Source organism: Micromonospora sp. NBC_00898 (genome assembly GCF_045207895.1).
Taxonomy (GTDB): Bacteria; Actinomycetota; Actinomycetes; order Mycobacteriales; family Micromonosporaceae; genus Micromonospora.
In genome coordinates, this window is sequence record NZ_CP108775.1 from 3,118,137 (window position 1) to 3,135,017 (window position 16,881).

At 69.3% G+C, this 16,881-nt stretch carries 15 protein-coding genes and 1 pseudogene; 9 read left to right on the forward strand and 7 right to left on the reverse strand.

All coding sequences use genetic code 11. The features are described 5' to 3' along the window. Positions 1 to 28 precede the first annotated feature (28 nt). Entirely contained in the window at positions 29 to 532 is a 504-nt protein-coding gene (locus OG799_RS15255) for an RrF2 family transcriptional regulator (RefSeq protein ID WP_406045692.1), read from the forward strand. Between the two features lie 96 nt (positions 533 to 628). Here the strand turns inward: OG799_RS15255 and OG799_RS15260 are convergent, their stop codons facing one another. Together OG799_RS15260 and OG799_RS15265 are read right to left on the reverse strand one after the other, a co-directional pair. Then, entirely contained in the window at positions 629 to 1,330 is a 702-nt protein-coding gene (locus OG799_RS15260) for a response regulator (protein ID WP_406045693.1), read from the reverse strand. Then, the gene (locus OG799_RS15265) at positions 1,327 to 2,571 is read right to left on the reverse strand and encodes a sensor histidine kinase (protein ID WP_406045694.1); all 1,245 of its coding nucleotides are present in this window, start codon (positions 2,569 to 2,571) and stop codon (positions 1,327 to 1,329) included. The genes OG799_RS15260 and OG799_RS15265 overlap by 4 nt, the downstream gene beginning before the upstream one ends. A 168-nt stretch (positions 2,572 to 2,739) precedes the next feature. Here OG799_RS15265 and OG799_RS15270 point away from each other — a divergent pair, with 168 nt between their 5' ends. From OG799_RS15270 to OG799_RS15305, 8 genes and pseudogenes are all read left to right on the forward strand, one after another. Further along, the gene (locus OG799_RS15270; RefSeq protein ID WP_406045695.1) at positions 2,740 to 3,195 is read left to right on the forward strand and encodes a DUF6220 domain-containing protein; all 456 of its coding nucleotides are present in this window, start codon (positions 2,740 to 2,742) and stop codon (positions 3,193 to 3,195) included. Beyond that, positions 3,192 to 5,186, forward strand: coding sequence for a multicopper oxidase family protein (locus tag OG799_RS15275; RefSeq protein ID WP_406045696.1), 1,995 nt, complete (start codon positions 3,192 to 3,194; stop codon positions 5,184 to 5,186). The genes OG799_RS15270 and OG799_RS15275 overlap by 4 nt, the downstream gene beginning before the upstream one ends. A 347-nt stretch (positions 5,187 to 5,533) precedes the next feature. Beyond that, a complete protein-coding gene (locus OG799_RS15280) occupies positions 5,534 to 5,665 on the forward strand; it encodes a hypothetical protein (RefSeq protein WP_406045697.1) in 132 nt (43 codons plus the stop codon). Between the two features lie 130 nt (positions 5,666 to 5,795). Beyond that, on the forward strand, positions 5,796 to 7,874 hold the full coding sequence (locus OG799_RS15285; protein WP_406045698.1) for an MMPL family transporter: 2,079 nt from the start codon (positions 5,796 to 5,798) through the stop codon (positions 7,872 to 7,874). A 119-nt stretch (positions 7,875 to 7,993) separates the two neighbouring features. Continuing rightward, positions 7,994 to 8,113, forward strand: a pseudogene (locus tag OG799_RS15290) (hypothetical protein); the annotation flags it as partial. Positions 8,114 to 8,217: 104 nt separating this feature from the next. Beyond that, the gene (locus tag OG799_RS15295; RefSeq protein WP_406046537.1) at positions 8,218 to 8,382 is read left to right on the forward strand and encodes a hypothetical protein; all 165 of its coding nucleotides are present in this window, start codon (positions 8,218 to 8,220) and stop codon (positions 8,380 to 8,382) included. Between the two features lie 814 nt (positions 8,383 to 9,196). Then, the gene (locus OG799_RS15300) at positions 9,197 to 10,750 is read left to right on the forward strand and encodes a GH25 family lysozyme (protein ID WP_406045699.1); all 1,554 of its coding nucleotides are present in this window, start codon (positions 9,197 to 9,199) and stop codon (positions 10,748 to 10,750) included. A gap of 393 nt (positions 10,751 to 11,143) precedes the next feature. Beyond that, positions 11,144 to 11,569 carry a hypothetical protein gene (locus OG799_RS15305; RefSeq protein ID WP_406045700.1) on the forward strand — a complete coding sequence of 142 codons (426 nt, stop codon included), beginning with the start codon at positions 11,144 to 11,146 and terminating at the stop codon, positions 11,567 to 11,569. A 7-nt stretch (positions 11,570 to 11,576) separates the two neighbouring features. Here the strand turns inward: OG799_RS15305 and OG799_RS15310 are convergent, their stop codons facing one another. From OG799_RS15310 to OG799_RS15330, 5 genes are all read right to left on the reverse strand, one after another. After that, positions 11,577 to 12,170, reverse strand: a complete 594-nt coding sequence (locus tag OG799_RS15310) for a flavoprotein (RefSeq protein ID WP_406045701.1) — start codon at positions 12,168 to 12,170, stop codon at positions 11,577 to 11,579. Positions 12,171 to 12,718: 548 nt separating this feature from the next. Beyond that, positions 12,719 to 12,961, reverse strand: coding sequence for a hypothetical protein (locus OG799_RS15315; protein ID WP_406045702.1), 243 nt, complete (start codon positions 12,959 to 12,961; stop codon positions 12,719 to 12,721). 96 nt (positions 12,962 to 13,057) lie between these two features. Next, positions 13,058 to 15,517, reverse strand: coding sequence for an FtsX-like permease family protein (locus tag OG799_RS15320; protein WP_406045703.1), 2,460 nt, complete (start codon positions 15,515 to 15,517; stop codon positions 13,058 to 13,060). Beyond that, positions 15,514 to 16,239 carry an ABC transporter ATP-binding protein gene (locus OG799_RS15325; protein WP_406045704.1) on the reverse strand — a complete coding sequence of 242 codons (726 nt, stop codon included), beginning with the start codon at positions 16,237 to 16,239 and terminating at the stop codon, positions 15,514 to 15,516. Before OG799_RS15325 ends, OG799_RS15320 begins: the two co-directional genes overlap by 4 nt. Beyond that, entirely contained in the window at positions 16,236 to 16,817 is a 582-nt protein-coding gene (locus tag OG799_RS15330; RefSeq protein WP_406045705.1) for a PadR family transcriptional regulator, read from the reverse strand. The genes OG799_RS15325 and OG799_RS15330 overlap by 4 nt, the downstream gene beginning before the upstream one ends. Positions 16,818 to 16,881 lie beyond the last annotated feature (64 nt).

A 16,881-nucleotide genomic window follows, 5' to 3' on the forward strand; every position in this document is an offset into this window, starting at 1 on the left:
GACTTTGTCCGAGTCAAGCGGGGGGCGTATGAAGCTGTCAGGTGGCGTCGAGTGGGCACTGCACTGCTGCGTGGTGCTGACCACGGCGACGGAACCGGTGCCGGCCGCCCGGCTCGCGGAACTACATGACGTCTCCGGCAGCTACCTGGCCAAACAGCTGCAGGCACTCTCCCGCGCCGGCCTCGTGACCTCCGTCCAAGGCAAGGCGGGCGGGTATGTCCTGACCCGGGCACCCGAACTGATCACCATCCTCGACGTCGTCGCCGCCGTCGATGGCGCTCAGCCCGCGTTCGTGTGCACCGAGATCCGCCAGCGCGGTCCCCTGGCGACACCGCAGGAGGCCTGCACCCGGCCGTGCCCCATCGCCCGCGCTATGGCCGGCGCTGACGCCGCCTGGCGCGCCGCCCTGCAAGCGATATCCATCGCGGACCTCGCCAGCAGCGTCGACGAGGACTACGGCCCTACCGCGCTCGCCAGCATCCGCACCTGGCTCCCGAACGACGGCGATACCGCGATTGTCGAGCAGGGGTAGACGCGCGAGGCGATGTCGGCCTCCGCCGGAGACCGACGGCGAGCACGAACGGCTGCGGGCAGCCGCGAACGCGCTGCGTCGTAGCGCGCTATGCATTCATGCCTTGTTAGGGCTGACCAGTCCTGTTTGGTAAGCGATGACAACCAGTTGCGCGCGGTCGCGCGCACCCAGTTTCGCCATCGCGTGGCTGACATGGGTGCGCGCGGTGGCCGGGCTGAGAAACAACTCGGTACCGATCTCGTTGTTGCTCAGGCCCTGTCCCACCAGGGCTAGCACTTCGCGCTCGCGCTGGGTCAGCACCGCGAGCCGGTCCTCCGCAGCCTGGGTAGCTGTTCGTTGCGCGGTGAACTGGCCGATGAGGCGTCGGGTGATCCGCGGCGCGAGCAGCGCGTCTCCGGCGGCGACCACCCGGATGGCATGCAGGAGCTCCGCCGGTCCGGCGTCTTTGAGCAGGAAGCCGCTGGCGCCGGCTTGTAATGCCTCGAAGACGTACTCGTCGGTGTCGTAGGTGGTGAGGATGAGGACTCGGACCTGCTCCAACCCGTGCGTCTCGGCGATCTGGGTGGTGGCTTGAATCCCGTCCAGCTTTGGCATGCGGATGTCCATGAGGACGACGTCGGGGCGGGTGGCGCGGGCCCGCTCGACGGCTTCGGCGCCGTTCGTGGCTTCTCCCACCACCGTGATCTCGTCCTCGAGGTCGAGCAGGACCTTGAACCCGGATCGCACGAGACCCTCATCGTCGGCGAGCAGCACCTTGATCGGAGCGTTGGTCAACGGTGACGCGGCCGCTGCGTTCACAGGCGCGACCCGGTCGGCGCGAGGGGCAGCCGGGCCGTGACTTCGAACCCTCCGCCCGGAGTCGGCTTGGCGTCGAGTTCTCCGCCCAGCAGTTGACAGCGCTCGCGCATTCCGAGGATCCCGCGGCCGGGCTTGGCCGAGCTGCCGGTGCTGGTCGGATGCTGGGCCGGTAGGTGCGGGTCCGCGGGGTCATCACCTGAGGCGGCACGGCGGCCCTCATCGGTCACGCGGATCTCCAAGACGTCGACCCCTGGGTTCAGCGCTACCGTCACCCGAGTCGGGCCGACGTGGCGGATCACGTTGGTGATCGACTCCTGCAGGATTCGGTAGGCAGCACTCCCCACCGCGCTCGGCAACGGCGTCGCGGGCGAGGTCTCCTCGAGGTTGATGTCGAGTCCGGCATCGCGTGCCTTGGCGGCGAGTTCGTCGATCTGCCCGAGCCCGGGGTACGGCACGCGCCCGTTGTTGTCGTCACGGAGTACCCCGAGGATGGCCCGCATCTCTCGCAGCGCCCGAGAACTGGTCTGCTCGATGGCTTGCAGCGCCTCGCGTGCCACGTCCGGCCTCTTGTCGAGCACGTGCGCGGTGACACCGGATTGGACGTTGATGATTGCTATGGCGTGCGCGACGGTGTCGTGGACCTCGCGCGCGATCCGGAGCCGTTCGGCGTCGACCCGCGCCCGCGCTTCCTCCTCGCGAGTCCGTTCAGCCAGCTCAGCACGCTCCTGAGCTTCGGCAGCGATGACCCGTCGAGACCGGACGGACTCGCCAAGGGCTGCGCTCATGACCGACGCACCGATCCGGAAGAACACCCAGCCGATGGCGGCGCGCGGCTCGATGTCGGAAGCGGCCACCAGCCACCCGACGGCGAGCACCGTGGTGCCCACGCCAGCAACCACCAGCGACCGGCGCCCGTCACCGTACGCGGCGAGGGTGTACAGGGCGACGAAGAGCCCGAGCCAGCCGGGCCCGTCCGGGAAGTCGAGGCTGTAGTACACCAAGCTGGCGAGTGCGGCGGTGACAAACACCGGAACCGGCCACCGGCGGCGGACGGTCAGGACCAGGCCACTCACCAACAGCAGCGCGAATCCGAGGTTTCCGAAGTCCGTGAGTGGATGCTGGGCCCCCTCGGCGGCCACGCGGGCGACCGTGCCCTGCACCTGCATCACGGTGACGAAGAGCGCGAGCGCCACGTCTTGCGCCACCACACGCAGGGGGAACGACACGGCGCGATGTTCCATGCCGTGATCCTAGTTCCTCGCGCACAGGCGACGGCTCCGCGCAGGCGCGCGACCTGCTACGTCGACAGGCGTAGCGAGACACGGACCGGCTACGCCCGATTGCGTAGCCGCTGCCATCCGCTGTCAGAGGCGATGGCAGCCGCACCGGCGCGACGATCATCGCTATGAATGATCACCCTCACCCACCCCGAGGAGCGCGCCATGCGTAGATTTTTCGCCGGCCTGGCGGCCCTGCAGATGCTGGCCGTCGTCGCGCAGTTCTTCCTGGCTGCCAGCGGTGCCTTCGACACGGCACCCAACGATGAGTCCTTCCAGGCACACCGCATGCTGGGCGCCGGGGTCGTCCTGATCGCGGTCCTGGTGACCGTCGTCGCCGCGACAGCCCGGATGCCCGGACGGCTCATCGGGATGAGCGGCCTGGTCGCCGGGCTCGCGGTTGTCCAGTTCGTGATCAAGGCGATCGCCGGCGCGCTCGACGGCACTGGCGGCAGCACGACCGCCGGCGAGCTCGTCTTCGGTCTGCACGCGGTCAACGGTCTCGCCATCGTGGCTGTGACCGGGAGGATCATCCGCCAGGCCAGGCAGCTGGCCAGGCCAGCCACCACCGCGCGACAGGCGCCATGACCACCGGACTCTGGATCATCCTGGACCACGGCGTCGCGCTGCTGACCATCGCCACGTGGTTCGCGGCCGGCGTCACACTGGCGCTCCGGCGCACCCGGCTGGCGCTCGCCGTCCTCGTCGCGGCGGTGCTCGTAACGCTTGTCCGAGTGGTCACCGTGGCGATACTGGCCGACCGGGGCTGGTGGTTCGTACAGGAGAAGGTGCTACTGGGGCTGCCGATGCTGGGGGCCGCCGGGGCCGCTGCCGTGCTGCTCGCTGGCCCGCAACTGCTCGCGGCGAGGCGGGGCCGAGGCGACGGTGGCTCGGCAGGCGGCGTGGTCTCGGTGCTCACCGCGGCGTACGCGGCGCTGGCCGGTCTGGTGGTGACCTTCCTGGTCGGGTACCCGCTCACCGTGAGCACGGCCTTCATCACGATCTCGCTCGTGTGCGCCGGCGCGCTGCTGACCGCGCGAGTGGTCGCGCCTCCCGCCGAGAACACCGCTGATGCGGGTGTCGCGCAGGCGCCGGAGGGTCGACGCGCGATCTCGCGCCGCCGGTTCCTCGGCTGGACCGGTGGCGCGGTCGTGGTGACCGCGGCCGGCGCCGGCACCGGGCTGTCGTTCCTCCCCGCCGAATCGGTGACCATGGGAGGCGGCCCCGGACGCTCGTCCCGAGCGGCCGTGTCGGTGGCTGACCTACGGGGCTCCGGCTCACCGGCGTCGGGTGGCACGGTGCGGCGGCACGTGCTCACCGCGAAGAAGGCCACCGTACGGCTCCCGTCCGGACGAGAGATCGACGCGTGGACCTACAACGGCGAGGTCCCGGGTCCGGAGATCACCGCGACCGAGGGTGACCTGATCGAAGTGCGGCTGCGCAACGCCGACATCGAGGACGGCGTGACCCTGCACTGGCACGGCTACGACGTACCGTGCGGCGAGGACGGCGTGCCGGGTGTGACCCAGACGGCCGTCGGACCCGGCGAGGACTTCGTCTACCGGTTCCGCGCCGACCAGGTGGGCACCTACTGGTACCACACCCATCACGCGTCCCACGTCGGCGTCCACAAGGGGCTGTACGGAACCCTCGTCGTACGGCCGCGCGACGGACAGCGAGCCGACGAGCACTCCGCGGCGGAGCAGGTGGACCTGACCCTGCCCGTGCACACCTTCGACGGCACCGTCGTGATCGCGGGCAGCGACGGCCGAACCGAACACCCCGCACCACCCGGTACTCCCGTGCGGCTGCGATTGATCAACACCGACTCGGATCCGCACCGGATCGTGCTCGCCGGAAACCCGTTCCGGATTGCGGCCGTCGACGGCCGAGACCTCAACCAGCCCGGCGAGGTCAGCGACGTCGGACTGCACCTGCCCGCAGGCGGGCGATACGACCTGGTGTTCGTCATGCCGGACAGGTCCGTGGCACTCGTTGTCGACGACGATCGTGACGGCGGACTGCGCCTGCGCCCGCATGGCGATGCCCCCGAGGCGCGCGTCGAGGACACGTCCGACTTGCCGGAGCTCGACCTGCTGCGGTACGGAGCTCCGGCCGCCGTGCCCTTCGACACCCGCAATGCCGACCGGCATTTCACCATGGTCCTCGACCGCGGGGTGGCCATGGTCGACGGCCAGCCGGCGTATGCGCAGACCGTCAACGGCCGAGGCCACCCCGCCATCCCCGACCAGCTCGTCGCCAACGGCGACATCGTCCGGTTCACCGTCGTCAATCGAAGCCTGGAAACGCATCCCTGGCACCTGCACGGTCACCCCGTGCTGATCCTGTCGAGGGACGGGACGCCGTCAACGGGCAGTCCGCTGTGGGTGGACACGTTCGACGTCCGGCCGGGCGAGACATGGGAGGTCGCATTCCGCGCCACGAATCCCGGAATCTGGATGAACCATTGCCACAACCTGCCCCACGCGCATCAGGGCATGATGCTGCGCCTCCACTACGACGGCGTCGCGACGCCATTCGGCGGATCGCACGGCGGAAGCCCGGACCATGGCCACTGATCCAGCCGGCGCCGCTCGTCAGCCCGCCGGGTGCGCAGGCGATCTCAGGTCGAACCTCCTTGCCCTGGTCCACCGGCACACCCGGGCCGTCATCGACGCCGAACTGCATCGGCTGGCCCGTCGAGCCCCGTCCCTCTCCCCTGCCGACCTGGCCGTCATCGACACGGTGCTGGAAGAGCTCGCCGAGTCGGTGATTCGGGCCCCGCTGAGAAACGCACCACGGGACACAGCGCTTCTGCTAACGCGCATTTTCGGTGCCGGAATGAATACCGATGACAAGAGAATGGAAATGCTGGCGTCACAGATACGTGGCGGACCCGCGGTGAAAACGACAAGGACGGAGAACGATGAGCGACCCTCAGCCCATCGCTTACCGATTCGAGATCGAGGCGCTGCGCGGCGAGTTCACTGATGCGGGGATGATGCGCGCTTCCTTGATCCCTAGCTTCGTAACACAGGCAACGGATCAAGGAGATTGAGTGCAAGGCCCAACGACTTGAGGAGACGATGATGACAACTGAGACTCCCCGTACGGATGGAGCTCTGGCGGGACTAGCCCGGTTCTGTTACCGGCGCCGCCGCCTGGTCCTCCTGACCTGGATCGTCGGCGTGATCGCCGTGGCGTTCGCCGGCTTCGGCTTCGGCGCCGCCTCCGACAACGACTTCTCCGGCGGAAATTCCTCGTCCGCCAAGGCGCAGGCGCTGATCCAGAAACACTTCCCCGAGCAGCAAGGGGACACGCTGACTCTCGCGATCAAGGCAGAAAAGGGGATCGACGACCCCGCCACCCGGCAAAAGATCGAAAAGGTCATCGCCGATCTCGACGCCTCACCCATTACCGGACCGGTGACCTCGCCCTATCAGGACAAAAATCTGGTGACGCAGGACCGTCGTATCGCCCGTACGATCATCCCGCTGACCGACAAGGATGTGGAGAAGACCGAGGTCAAGCCCCTGGTGGACACGGTCAAGGACGCCTCCGGCGACGGCGTGACGCTGGGACTGGGCGGGAGTCAGGCAGAAAAGGCCGAGACACCCAAGCAGGGTCCGGCCGAGAGCGTGGGCATCCTGGCGGCAGCGGTGATCTTGTTCATCGCCTTCGGCTCACTGGTGGCGATGGGCCTGCCGATCGTGACCGCACTGGTGGCGATCCTCGGCGGCATCGCCCTGATGAAGCTGGTGGGGTACATGGTCCCCGCGCCGGATTTCACGGTGATCCTCGCCGCGATGATCGGGCTCGGCGTCGGCATCGACTACGCACTGTTCATCGTGACCCGCTACAAGGAAAGCCTGCAGGATGGCGACGAGCCCGAGAGCGCGACGGTCAAGGCCATCACCACCGCGGGTCACGCGGTGCTGTTCGCGGGCACGACCGTCGTGATCGCGTTGCTGGGCCTGGTTGTCATGGAACAGAGGCTGATGACCGGGGTGGCCGTCGCCACGTCGGTGATCGTACTGGTCACGATGATCGCTGCGGTGACCCTGCTGCCGGCATTCCTGGGCTTCACCGGCCACAGGATCAACTCGCTGCGCCTGCCCCGTCGCACATCCCGCCGGTACGAGCCCGTCAGTGCCGCGTCCCAACGGCGCCGTACCCTCGCCGAGCGCTGGGCCGGCGTGGTGCAGCGCAGGCCGCTGGTCGCCGCGATTCTGGCCGGCGCGGTCCTGCTGGTGCTGGCCGCCCCCGCGCTGTCGATGCGGCTGAGCCTGCCCGACGCCAGCGTCCAGCCCCATGACAGGAGCAGCTACACCTCATACAAGATCCTCTCCGAGGGCTTCGGTCCCGGCTACGGGGCACCCCTGATCTTCGCCACCGAGGTCGACTCCAAGGACGCCGATCTGCGTCCCGTTGTCGAAGCGGTCAGGAATACCGAGGGCATCGCCTACGTCACCCAGCCCCGGATCAGCGAGGACGGGCAGGCCGCCACCTTCATGGCCTTCCCCACGACCGGATACCAGGACGAGGCGACCGCGGACCTGGTGCACCAGCTCCGCGACGACGTGCTGCCCAAGGCACCCGGCGGCGAAGGAGTCTACATCGGCGGCCCGAACGCCAGCACGATCGACAACGCCGACCAGGTCAACTCCCACCTGCCCCTGATGATCGCGGTCGTCATCGCGATGTCCCTGGTGCTGCTGATCGCGCTGGTCCGGTCGGTCACGATCGCGCTGCAGGCCGCCGTGATGAACCTGTTGTCGATCGGCGCCGCCTACGGCGTGATCGTCGCGATCGTGCAGTGGGGATGGTTGGGCTCGGCCCTCGGTTTTCCCACCGACATGCCGATCACGACCTGGGTGCCGATGATGATCTTCCCGGTTCTGTTCGGCCTGTCCATGGACTATGAGGTCTTCCTGATCTCGCGGGTCCGTGAGGAGTACGAGCGTACCGGCGACACCCGGATGGCCGTCACTCGCGGGCTGGCGCGGACCGCCAAGGTCATCACGGCCGCGGCCGCCATCATGATCGCCGTCTTCACGACCTCCCTGCTCGGCCCCGACGTCTCGGTCAAGCAGGGAGGTCTGGGCATGGCCGTCGCCGTGCTCATCGACGCCACCATTGTCCGGATGATCCTCGTCCCCGCGGTGATGGAACTGTGCGGCAAGGCCAACTGGTGGATGCCCGGAGGCCGGGCACCGAAGGCGACCTCGGCTTCACAGGCCAGGGTCGGGGAAGAGGCCAGAGTTTGACCCTTCCTCGAGTCGGAGTGCGGGGAACCCTCGGGCGGGCGGGTTCCCCGCACTCTTTTGCGAAGCTCCGGCTGTTCGACGGCGGCAAGGTACGGGCGATCCTGGTGTCCGGCGACAACATGAACGCCGACTACAACGAGCCCGACGCGATGCTGCGCTGGCTGGTCGACCGCGGCATGCCGGCGCAGAAAGTGGTACTGGACCACGCCGGCATCGACACGTACGACACGTGCGCGCGGGCAAAGCGGATCTTCGGGGTGCAGCGCGCGACCGTGGTGACCCAGTCTTCCACCTGCCCCGGGCCGTGGCGCTGTGCCGGAACCTCGGCATCGATGCCAACGGCGTGGGCGAAGAGACCGCGAGGCGGTACGCCCGGCGGTGGTGGGTCAGCTCCAGCCGCGAGTACGGCGCCTGCGTTAAGGCGGCGCTGGACCTGCTCTCCGGCCGGAACCCGGTCCATCTCGGCCGCCGCGAGACCAGCATCGACGACGCTCTCCGGGACGGCTGACGACGGCCGACACCGGCAGCCGGGCACGACGGGAGTCGAGATGATCACTAGAGTCTCCGTCGCCCGGGACGCGCGCGGCTTCGTCGGTTGGGTGCCAGCCCTTCCGCAGGGGTGCGGCGCGCCGGTCTTCATCTGGAACCCCGCGGGGAGCGGGAGTTCAAGCTGGTCTGCCTCGGCCTCGTCCTGCCCGGCGACGATCAGCGGATCGCGACGTTCGACCGCATCCGCGCCGCTGTCGCCGACCTGGGCGAGGCAGAGAAACCCGGCGTAGGCGGTGGCGGCTCGGGCGGAGCTGAGGGGCAACCCTGATGCCCGAGCCAGGTACTTCCTGACTGCGCAGGGAGTACCCACCCACTGGCGCGGGTTGAGAGTCGAGCCAGAAACGGCAGTACAGCTGGTCGGGTCGTCCGTCGCGCTCGTCGGTGTTGGTGTGACCCGGCCGGCCCGACAGCGTATGGCCTGTCGAGTACAGCAGGGAGTGCCCCTTCGGGTCCGCCGATGAGGTCACCGAGCAGGAACCCGTGGTCAATGCGCTGGCAGTGGTATCGGAGTCTCAGCTCGCGGGACGCATCTCGGTGCCCGGACGGTGAGTGCGAGCGGTTGCGCTCGTTCCACCTGTCGCGGGCATGTCTGGCGCCCGTCGGCGGTGCGGTCCCACGCCAGCCATGACCGTCGTTGGTCTGCGGCAGGAAACCCGCCAGCCCGGCCCGACGACCGGCAACTAGGGACAAGTGGCCCATACCTGTGCGTCCGAGACGCGGTTACGCTTTCTACGGACGCGGCGTGACGCCTTGACGGTGTCTGGAGGCGAGCCATGGTACGCAGAGGACTGGCTGTTCTGCTGAGTGCGGCGTTGGGGTTCGTGGGGCTGGCCGGGGTTGCATCGCCGGCCCAGGCGCTGCCCACCCCGACCGGATACTCGATCACCGGCGTTGACGTGTCCTACTTCCAGGGACCGTCGCTCGACTGGGCCGCGGTAGCCCGGGGCGGCGCGAAGTTCGCCTATATCCGGGTCAGCGAGCAGGACGGCCGAGCGGTGTCGCACAACAATCCTGATCCCTTCTACGCCACCAACTATGCCGGTGCCCGGGCCAACGGCCTGTACACCGGGGCGTACCACCGAGCCCGACCTGACCTGAGCAGCGGCAAGCAGCAGGCGGACGTCCTGCTCGGCTTCGCCCCCTACGTCTCCGATGGACGCAGCCTCCCGCCGATGCTGGACATCGAGTGGCCCCGGACCGAATGGGGCCTGAACGACTGCTACAACATGACACCCGCCCAACTGGTGGCCTGGATCCGGGACTTCGTCACCGAGATCGCGGTACGCACCGGTCGGCAGGCCATGATCTACACCAACACGAACTGGTGGAATCCCTGTACGGCCAGCAGCCAGAGCTTCGCGGCGAACCCGCTGTTCATCGCCAACTATTCACAGAATCCGCCGCCGCTACCGGCCGGCTGGTCGTCCTTTACCGTCTGGCAGCACGCCGCGGGCACCCCCATCCCCGGCTCCGACTTCTCCACCCCCGATCTGGACGTCCTCAAGGGCGACTACGCGTCTCTGGCCCGACTGCTCGGCGGTCCCACGACCAGCCTGCTGGCGACCGTCAACAACCGTTACGTGACCGCGGAGAACGCCGGCGCCTCAGCCTTGACCGCCAGCCGGACAGTAATCGGGCCCTGGGAGCAGTTCGACCAGATCGATGTGGGGGGCGGGTTCGTGGCGTTCCGCGCCCGGGTCAACGGGCGGTACGTCACGGCGGAGAACGCCGGTGCCTCGCCGCTGATCGCCAACCGCACAGCGGTGGGGTCCTGGGAGAAATTCCGAATCATCACCAACGCCGATGGCACGGTCAGCCTGCTGGCCAACGCGAACAACCGGTACGTGACCGCGGAACAGGCCGGTGCCCTGCCGCTGATCGCCAACCGGACCGCCATCGGCTCCTGGGAGAGGTTCCGCGTCGTCACGCCGCCGGTCCTTGTCAACCTGCTGGCCAACGTGAACCTCCGGTACGTCACGGCGGACAACGGCGGCACCTCCGCCTTGATCGCCAACCGGACCGTGATCGGTCCATCGCAGCAGTTCGACCAGATCGACGTGGGGGGCGGGTTCGTGGCGCTCCGCGCCCGGGTCAACGGCCGGTACGTCACGGCGGAGAACGCCGGTGCCTCGCCGCTGATCGCCAACCGCACAGCGGTGGGGTCCTGGGAGAAATTCCGAATCATCACCAACGCCGATGGCACGGTCAGCCTGCTGGCCAACGCGAACAACCGGTACGTGACCGCGGAACAGGCCGGTGCCCTGCCGCTGATCGCCAACCGGACCGCCATCGGCTCCTGGGAGAAGTTCCTCCGGTTGACCAGTTGATCGCTAAGACTCTCCCACCAGGCGAGATAGAGCGCCGCTGAAGTCCACTCAGCGCTGTTGAGCACTGCGTGCGAATCGGGACGCTGCACCGCCTATGACCTGCTAAAACGCAGAGCCGCAGGTAGGCGTGGTGCCCGTTGAGCGCAGTTGGGTGCCGTTCGCTGCGCTTCAGCGCTGTCCAATGCAGCCTGTTGTTCCCAACCCGCTCCCCCATCATCCGTCAGTTGACCATCGGATTCAGACGCTGCGGCAGTTCGGCCTCGCGGGACCACCGCACCGAATGGTGGGGCGTGGCCGAGCCGGTGGGCCGACGGGCCAGTGGCTGGGGTGGCGTGGCGCTGCCAAGCGGTACGGCTGCGGGCGACCTACACCCGCGACCAGGGCGTTCGGCACATGATCGCCGCCCTGGACCTGCCACCGGGCGGCTCCACTACCGAATCCTCGACCGCAAACGCTGGCACGAATTCCTCAGCCTCCTCCAAGACCCTGCGCCGCCGCTGGCCCAACCAGAGGCTGCACGTCATCCTGGGCAACCTTCTCCCCGCACAAGCACCCCGAGGTCCGCGCACCTGGTGCACAGCCAACCAGGTCGACCTGGTGTTCCGAACGACCTACGCGTCCTGGCTGAACTGGATCGAAGTCGAGTTCGCCGCCGTCCGATACTTCGCCCTCAACGGCACCGACCACCGCACCCACGCCGAGCGGGGCACCGCCATCGGCGCGTACATCCGTTGGCGCAACTACCGCGCCCAACCGAAATCCGGATTCGCGATCAACTCCAAGATCCGCCACCCGGATTACCCGTTCAAGGCTGCATGACGAGGCGCTAGCCGGACTGCCGCGCCAAGTCGTCGGCGCTGCGCTGTCGCTCTCCAGTGGGCTGCCCGGGGACCCGGGCGAACCGCGTCCAGGCGGAAATCACCTGCACGGCGGTGTGCCACGGGACCGGCTCGGCGACCTCGGACGGCCCGGCGGGCCGGGTCACCGTCACGCCCCAGTGCCGCAGCCGCTCCAGGCTCTCCAGGAAGGCGGGGTGCTGGGCGAGCACCGGATCCGGGGCCGGCACGGCGACGACCGGCAGGCCGACGGCGATCGCCTCGTTGAGCAGCCGCAGGCCCAGGTTGTCGTTGAGGCCATACGCCCACTTGTTCACCAGGTCGAAGCTGGCCGGCACGACGGCGAAGGCGTCGGCCGGCGGCAGGGGATGGAGCGTCTCCGGCTGCTCGTCCTCGCGTACCGGATGGTGGGTGAGGTCGGCGAGCCCGTCCCGGTCGATCGAGTCGACCGCGTCCGGGGTGGCGATGAGGTGGACCTCCCACCTCAACTCCTGGCAGGCCGTGATGAACGGTCCGAGCTCGACGGCGGGCTCGGCGCCGCAGACGACGAGGTGCAGGACAGGCGATCGCAACTTGCCGGGCATGGCGCTCCTATCGGCATGAGAGGTCCCCCGCGCCAGTCGTGGCGAGAGCCGGCTGCGCGCCGGGACGTCGATCGCCCGCGTCACCGGCGATCTCGCCGATCGAGTGGCTCCGGATGTCCGTATGAATCCCGAAGCCGAGAGTATCGAGCCGGCTGCGAACGCGAGCCGTTATCCAGTGAACCGGCTGGATGGATCTGGCGCCGCTCCATCCGAGGAGCTGATCGAGCGGTCGGCCGGGCGTCCATAAGTGGAGGATTCGCCGGGTGAAGGTGGGCAACACAGGGTGACGTCCGCGCGAGGTCGCTCGTCCGAGCAAATTTGGGCCACGCCCCGTGGTTCCTGCCGCGTGGCGCCTTCGACCGGGCTACCAAACAAGCCTGCGACATCCTCAAGGAGCTGGGCACCTCGTGCCAGCTCCCAGGAGCCACGCCCAAGCCGTACCCGTCTGCGTGGCCCTTCGCGGCCCATCCCTCGTCACGAGGACGACGCGAGCGCACGAAGCGCGATTCGCTGATGAGCGTGCACCGCCATCGGTACCACTGGGGTTGCTACAGCAGATCGAGCAAGGTCTCGACTCGAGCAGCCAGGATGGGGTCGATGTCGCCGTCGACCCGAACGCTCACCACGCTGCCGCCAGCTGCCTGGGCCAACGAGACCGTCAACGAAGGAGTTCCCGCGAGAGGGTAGATGTACCAGGCATCGGCGTCGAGTAGCGTGATTTGGTCACCAGGGTGTGCGCCGGGTGCGCGTTGCATCGCGCTCTCTAGCGCATGGCGTTCGACGGTGAGCACGCGAACAGTCGGCCGCTCGTCGTACGAATTGTGCCGGTACCGCAGGACGTTCGATCCGCGCCTGGGACAGCTCGCCACCGGACAGATCTCCACCCGTCAGTCCAGCGGCTGGCGGGCGATCACTCGCGCCTCCCGTCCGGCCAGCAGCCATCCTCCGAGGTACGCGACGATCGGCAGACCGACCAGGATCGCGGCCAGGTTGAGCACCGGCGGGTGGGCCAGCCAGTGCACCTCGCGGTGGTACCAGGCCACCATCGCCAGGTACGCGCAGGCAGTGCCGATGATCGCCCCGCACAGCGCCAGCGCCCCGGCGGTCGCGGCGGTGAGCGCCCGTTGGGTCCTCCGCCGTGCGCCGGCCGCGGTCAGCGTGCGCAGATCCCGGGCTGTCTCGCTGCGGATCAGCCCGACGGTCATGGCGAGCACCCCGAGGGCCATCGTGATGCCGGCCGCGGTGAAGCCGTCGGCCAGCCGCGCCTGATCCACACCGGTTGGGCGGGACTCGACGTTGAGCCCGGCGGCGACCGCCGTCTGCTGCGCCTTGTCGATCTGTGCCGGCGTCAGCGCATGCGGTGCCTTGACCAGCCAGCCGACCGGAATCTGGGTCAGGTGCAGCGGCGTCATGCCGTCCGTGGTGAGGAGCACGTTGGGCAGCGAGCTGTAGCTGGGCAGCGTGACGTGCTGCAGGGCCGGATGCCATTCGCGGAGCCGGACGGGAATCAGGTCGTACCCGGCGATGCTCGCCCGCGGGGTGAGCAGGTCGGTGCCGGCGTTGATGCTCGCCGGGTCGATGCCGGAGTACGCGAGCAGTTCGGGCGTTGCGACGAACACCGGCACGGCATCGTTGCTGCTGTACTCGACTCCGTTGCCGGCGGCGTGCGGCTTCGCCAGCACGACCGGCGGCCGGCCGCCGCGTTCGAGCGGCCCGTTCGGGTCGACGGCGCCGGTCAGCGGCACCACCGAGGTGGCGTGCAGGTCAGCGGCGATCGTGTCGATCTGTTTCCCCATGGCGTCCGCCTGCGTGGACGACAGGATCGGCACCGGGCCGTTCATGGATTCCTGCGACAGCCAGACGACGATCTGGTCGGCGGGCAGGTTACCACCGGTGGGGGCCGCCGCCTTCGCCGCCGTGACAGCGGTGCTCAGGGCGACCGCAGCGGCGATGCCGACGGCCAGCGCGATCGCGGCCAGCGCGGCGCCGGACCGGGCCCGGTAGCGCGCCAGGTCGCGCATCGCCAGCCGTGGCGCCAAGGGAACGTGCCGCGCGAGCCGCCCGATGGTGGCGACGCCGACCGGGGCGAGCAGCAGCAGCGCGATCGCGGTGGCCAGCACGCCGCCGAGAATGAAGGGCACCTTCGTCTGCCGAGCCAGGAACAGCGAGGCCAGGCCGAGCAGCAACAGCACCATGCCGAGGACCGCGAACCGGTGCGCCGGGCGGGGTGGTGCCGGCCGCGCGGAGAGGGCGGCGACGACCGGGATGCGGACGGCGGCGCGGGCCGGCCACCAGGCGGCCACGACAGCGGTCACAGTGGCCAGCAGGACGGCGATCAGTAATGGCGTCCAGGGCAGGTTGAGCCGGTCGATGCGATGGCCGAGCAGCGACTCCAGCTGGGGACTCAGCGCGATCCAACCGGCGACCCCCACGATCGCGCCCGCGAGCGCACCGACCCCGCCGGTGACCACGCCGTTGGCCAGCAGGACCAGCCGGACGTGCCGGTGGCTCGCGCCGATCGCGCCGAGCATGCCGAGCGCGCGGAGCCGCCGCTGGGCCATCACCGTGAATCCGGCCACCGCCAGCAGGCCGACGAACACCAGCCCGATCGTGGCGAGCACGAGCACCAGCACGCTGGACGTGTCCGCCTCGTTGGAGCGGACCTGGCCCCCCGCACCGTCCGGCCGCGGCTTCGTGACGAAGTCCGCGTGGGACGCCCGGATGAGCACGTCGACGTGATCCGGCGCGGTGGCCTGGCCGGGCGCCACGAGGGCGAACGCCTCGTGCAGGTTCAGCGGATTTTCCACCAGACCGACCACGGTCCGCCGCTTGCCGCCCTGGTCCCAGGTGCCGCCGCCGACGTGCAGTCGGAAGACCGTCGCCACGCGATCGGTGACGGCGATTTCGTCCGGGCCCTGCGGCCACCGGCCGGAGTCGAGCCGCAGCATCGTACGGCCGTACGGCCCGTTGGGGTCCTGGGCGCGCAGGTCGACGCCGTTCGCCGAGCCGGGCACCGGGATCTTCTTCTCGTGCTCGATCACGTCGACGGTGCCGAACGAGCTGCGCAGCTTGGCGATGTCTGCCTCGACCTGCGCGCCGGTGCTGGCTAGGGTCACCAGGTGGTCGGCGGTGCCGAACACGGATGCCTCCGACGGGGCGTTGGAGCCGATGCCGAGGCCGACGGTGGTCGCCGCCACGGCGACCAGCAGCAGGGCCAGCACGATCGACTGCTGGCGCCACTCACGCCGGAACAGCCGCCAGGCCCAGCGCACCACGGCGCGCCGCGCGGGCATCCCGCCGTGGCCGGTGCCGAGCACCAACGGCGGATCCTCCACGGCGACGCTCATCGGGCCGCCTCCCCGGCCAGCAGCGAGTCCGGCCCCGGGCGAGGGGCCGTGCGATCGACCACGCGGCCGTCGCGAATGAACACGACCCGGTCGGCCCACGAGGCGAGCTGCGCGTCGTGGGTCACCACCACCGCGCCCACCCCGCCCTTGCAGGCGGCCAGGATCAGCCGCATGACGGCCTCACCGTTGGCCGAGTCGAGTGCGCCGGTCGGCTCGTCGGCCAGCAGCAGCCGGCGGTCCCCGACGACGGCCCGGGCGATCGCCACCCGCTGCCGCTCGCCGCCGGAAAGCTGGTCCGGGAACCGGGACGCTCGGTCGGCCAGACCCAACGCATCCAGCGCGCGCAGCCCGGCGGCGCGGGCCTTGCCAGCCGACAGCCCGTCGAGCTCCAACGGCAGCGCCACATTTTCGGCGGCGGTGAGCCCGGGCAGCAGATTGAAGTCCTGGAACACGTACCCGATGGCACGCCGCCGCAGCCGTGCCCGGTCGTCACGCGACATCGCCGAGAGCCGCTGACCCGCGACCAACACCTCACCGGCGGTTGCCGTCTCCAGTGCCCCAGCGATGGTGAGCAGCGTGCTCTTGCCCGAGCCGCTGGGTCCCATGACCGCGACCATCTTGCCCGGCTCGACGGCCAGGTCCACCTCGCGCAGCGCATGCACCTCGTCGGTGCCGTCCAGGTAGGTCTTCGAGACGCCGCGCAGTTCTAGCACTCCGCTCATCGGCGCGCCCCGGACCTGCGCCGGATCTGCGGCGCCGGAGCCCGCGCCGGGGCCGGGGGTTCGAGCGCGGCACGCTTCAACCGGCCGTCGGCCGTGTCCAGCCACTTCACGACCGAGTCCAGCCGGTACAACTCGGCGTCCACCACCAGCGCCAGGCTGAGGTCGAGATCGCCCTCTTCCTCCTTGAGCCGCGTCCACTGCTGCATCAGCTCGACCAGGTAACGCCGGTGCGCCTGGATGACCTCGTGTACGTCGACGCCGGGCAGCCGCACCGCGATCAGGATCTTGATCACCAGCTCGTCGCGCGGCGGCGACCCGAGATCGGGCGGCGTGCGCAGCCAGCCGGCCAGCTCTTCGGCACCGTCGGCGGTGATCCGGAACCCCTTTTGCGGTCCAGGTTCGGCGTCGTCGTCGGACTCGACAAGGCCGTCGCGCTCCAGCCGCTGCAGGGTCGTGTACACCTGGCCGACGTTGAGGGGCCACACCTCGCCGGTGCGCGCCTCGAACTCCTCGCGCAGCTGGAGGCCGTACTTCGGGCCCTCGCCCAGCAGCGCCAGCAGCGCATGCCGGATGCTCATGATGTCACCACACTCGATATCATGCTGCGTAGCATACTGAGTATAATCGAACCTGTCCACGACT

Excerpts from the sequence above, each read along its gene's own strand:
- OG799_RS15325 (WP_406045704.1), bottom strand. The coding sequence starts at position 16,239 with ATGAGCGGAGTGCTAGAACTGCGCGGCGTCTCGAAGACCTACCTGGAC.
- OG799_RS15275 (WP_406045696.1), top strand. The coding sequence starts at position 3,192 with ATGACCACCGGACTCTGGATCATCCTGGACCACGGCGTCGCGCTGCTG.
- OG799_RS15300 (WP_406045699.1), top strand. The coding sequence starts at position 9,197 with ATGGTACGCAGAGGACTGGCTGTTCTGCTGAGTGCGGCGTTGGGGTTC.
- OG799_RS15270 (WP_406045695.1), top strand. The coding sequence starts at position 2,740 with ATGATCACCCTCACCCACCCCGAGGAGCGCGCCATGCGTAGATTTTTC.
- OG799_RS15280 (WP_406045697.1), top strand. The coding sequence starts at position 5,534 with ATGAGCGACCCTCAGCCCATCGCTTACCGATTCGAGATCGAGGCGCTG.
- OG799_RS15310 (WP_406045701.1), bottom strand. The coding sequence starts at position 12,170 with ATGCCCGGCAAGTTGCGATCGCCTGTCCTGCACCTCGTCGTCTGCGGC.
- OG799_RS15305 (WP_406045700.1), top strand. The coding sequence starts at position 11,144 with ATGATCGCCGCCCTGGACCTGCCACCGGGCGGCTCCACTACCGAATCC.
- OG799_RS15330 (WP_406045705.1), bottom strand. The coding sequence starts at position 16,817 with ATGAGCATCCGGCATGCGCTGCTGGCGCTGCTGGGCGAGGGCCCGAAG.
- OG799_RS15320 (WP_406045703.1), bottom strand. The coding sequence starts at position 15,517 with ATGAGCGTCGCCGTGGAGGATCCGCCGTTGGTGCTCGGCACCGGCCAC.
- OG799_RS15255 (WP_406045692.1), top strand. The coding sequence starts at position 29 with ATGAAGCTGTCAGGTGGCGTCGAGTGGGCACTGCACTGCTGCGTGGTG.
- OG799_RS15265 (WP_406045694.1), bottom strand. The coding sequence starts at position 2,571 with ATGGAACATCGCGCCGTGTCGTTCCCCCTGCGTGTGGTGGCGCAAGAC.